Genomic DNA, 2,816 nt, shown 5'->3' with positions numbered 1-2,816 from the left:
TTTGCCCCCCCCCCCCCCCCGCCGCCGGGCCGGGGTGACGGGCGGGGGGGGTGGGGGGCCCCCCCACCCCCGGGGGGGCGGGGGCCCCCGGGGGGGGGGCCCCCGGCGCCCTTTCCGTCGCGCCCAGCAGGCGCCTCACAGCGGCAGCCCGCCGACTCCCTTCAAGTCGCGCATCACGATGGTCGAGGTGAGCTTTGCCAGGCCCGGGAGCGCCGCGAGCCGCTCGTCGTAGAGCCGCTGGTAGCCGGGCAGGTCCTCGGCGACGCACTTGAGCAGATAGTCCGGGTCGCCGAACAGGCGATACGCCTCGACGACCTGCGGCTCGTCGACCACCGCCTCCTCAAAGGCCTTGATCGCCTCCCTGGACGTCTCGCGCAATGTCGCGAACACCATGGTCCCGAAGCCCAGGCCCACTTTGGCGGGATCGACCTCGGCGCGGTACCCGCGGATAACGCCGTCGGCCTCGAGGTCCTTCAGCCTGCGATGACATGGAGCGAGGGTCAGACCCACCTCCGAGGCAAGCGCCGTCGCGGTGATCCTTCCGTCCGCTTGGAGAATGCGCAAGATAGTTCGATCCAATTTGTCGATCACGGAGAGAATCTATCCCAAATGCTCGACCGGCGGCGAGAAGAGGTGAGCACTTTTCGCGGCGATTTTCCTACTCTTGCCGCATGGACTTCACGCCCCTCCTGGGATTCGCCGCCGTCTCCCTCACGCTCGCCCTTACCCCCGGCGCAGATTGGGCCTACACGATCTCGGCGGGGCTCCGGGAGCGCTCCGCTGCGCCCTCGGTCGCCGGCCTGTGCACGGGGTACGTGGCCCTCACGGCGCTGGTCGCCACCGGCCTCGGAGTCCTCCTCGCCGCCCGCGCGGACATCGTCGCCTGGCTCTCGGTCGCCGGGGCGCTGTATCTGCTCTGGCTGGGTGCCACCACGGCGCGCAGTTGGCGCGGAGCGGGCTACCGCGCGGCGGACGCCCCGATTGCAGGAGCGCGCGGCGGGGCTGTCGCCGACTTCCTGCGGGGCGCGGGAACGAGCGGCATCAACCCGAAGGGCCTGCTGCTCTTCCTCGCCGTTATGCCGCAGTTCGTGCGCGCCAGCTCATCGGTCCCGGTTCCCCTCCAGACTGCGGCGATGGGACTCACGCATGTGGCGATCACCGTCGTCGTGTATGGCCTCGTAGCCATCGCGGCACGCCGTCTGCTCCGCTCGGCGCCACGCCGAGCCCAGCTCGTGACGCTCGCGAGCGGCGTGATCATGCTGGGCATCGGCGTCGCCCTGCTCGCCGAGCAGCTGCCGGCGATCATCAAGGCAGTATAGGGCCGCTCAGTTCGCCGTGAGCGACGGGTCCGATTCGGCGGGCGAGTCGCCATGGACGACGGCGTCACCCGGCGTCGCGGCCGCTGCGGCTCGCGCTGCGGCAGGCAGGGCGTCGTAGATGCGCTGCATCGCGTCGCCGTCATGGGCTGCCGACAGGAACCACGCCTCGAACACGCTCGGCGGCAGATAGACCCCGGAGTCAAGCATCGAGTGGAAGAAGGGCCCGTACCGGAACGTCTCCTGCGCCTGGGCGTCGGCGTAGTTGTGCACGCCGCGCTCAGAGGTGCCGAAGGCCACGGAGAAGAGGTTCCCCGCGCGCTGGATCGAGTGATCCACGCCCTCGGCGGAGAGCGCGTCTGAGAGGGCGGCGGAGAGCTCCTGGGAGCGCGCGTCAATGCGGGCGTAGACCTCGTCCGTTGCGAGGGAGAGAGTAGCGACGCCAGCGGCCATCGCCACGGGGTTGCCCGAGAGCGTGCCCGCCTGGTAGACCGGCCCGAGCGGAGCAAGGAAGTCCATGATGTCGGCACGGCCGCCGAGGGCAGCCACCGGCATCCCTCCGCCGATCACCTTGCCGAACGTGAAGAGATCGGGCGCCCAGCCCTCGCCCTGGCCGGTCAGCCCCCAGTAGCCGGCCGGTCCCACGCGGAAGCCCGTGAGCACCTCGTCCATGATGAACAGTGCTCCGTGCTCAGCAGTGATGCGGCGAAGCCCGGCGTTGAAGCCCTCGTCCGGCGTCACCACGCCCATGTTCGCCGGCGCCGCCTCGGTGATGACGGCGGCAATCCGGCCTCCGTGCTCGGCGAAGGCGGCTTCCACAGCGTCGAGGTCGTTGTATGGCAGCACCAGGGTCTCGGCCGCGGTCGCGGCCGTGACCCCCGCGGAACCGGGAAGCGCAAGAGTGGCCACGCCGGAGCCGGCAGAGGCGAGCAGGCCGTCCACGTGCCCGTGGTAGCAGCCCGCGAACTTCACCACGAGATCACGGCCCGTGAAGCCGCGGGCCAGTCGGATCGCCGTCATGGTGGCCTCGGTGCCGGTGGACACCATCCGAAGCCGCTCCACAGCGGGCACGCGGCCCACCACGAGCTGCGCCAGGGCCGCCTCATCCGGCGTCGAGGCGCCGAAGGACAGCCCTCGGTCGACGGCGGCATGGACGGCGTCGAGGACCTCCGGCACCGCGTGGCCAAGGAGCGCCGGGCCCCAAGAGCACACGAGGTCGGCGTAGTCGCGCCCGTCGGCGTCCGTGACGTAGGCGCCCTCGGCCGAGACGATGAAGCGGGGTGTGCCGCCCACGGACCCGAAGGCACGGACGGGAGAGTTCACCCCTCCGGGCATGAGCGATCGGGCACGGCTGTAGAGGTCCTCGGAGGCGGTCATGGGTCCATTCTCCCCCATGGCTCCCGCTCGTCCCGCGCCGTGTCCGCTGCATTCCCGTCCACTTGAGACTTCCCAACCGGTTCGGCCCGAGGCGTGTTGCTGGGCGACACAGTCCCCAGGCCG

Annotated in this window: 3 protein-coding genes; 1 reads left to right on the top strand and 2 read right to left on the bottom strand. The window is 70.9% G+C overall.

The window, feature by feature from the left end; translation table 11 throughout:
* Window positions 1–135 precede the first annotated feature (135 nt).
* The gene (locus ACTHL9_RS00895) at window positions 136–591 is read right to left on the bottom strand and encodes an Lrp/AsnC family transcriptional regulator (protein WP_440516742.1); all 456 of its coding nucleotides are present in this window, start codon (window positions 589–591) and stop codon (window positions 136–138) included.
* Between the two features lie 80 nt (window positions 592–671).
* Here ACTHL9_RS00895 and ACTHL9_RS00890 point away from each other — a divergent pair, with 80 nt between their 5' ends.
* Window positions 672–1,319, top strand: coding sequence for a LysE family translocator (locus ACTHL9_RS00890; protein WP_440516741.1), 648 nt, complete (start codon window positions 672–674; stop codon window positions 1,317–1,319).
* A 6-nt stretch (window positions 1,320–1,325) separates the two neighbouring features.
* On the opposite strand, the gene hemL is transcribed toward ACTHL9_RS00890, so the two are convergent.
* Entirely contained in the window at window positions 1,326–2,693 is a 1,368-nt protein-coding gene (hemL, locus tag ACTHL9_RS00885) for a glutamate-1-semialdehyde 2,1-aminomutase (protein ID WP_440516740.1), read from the bottom strand.
* Window positions 2,694–2,816 lie beyond the last annotated feature (123 nt).

This window comes from Sinomonas sp., from assembly GCF_051955515.1.
In the GTDB taxonomy this organism is placed as follows: Bacteria; Actinomycetota; Actinomycetes; order Actinomycetales; family Micrococcaceae; genus Sinomonas.
This window is presented reverse-complemented; position numbering and strand designations above follow the sequence as displayed.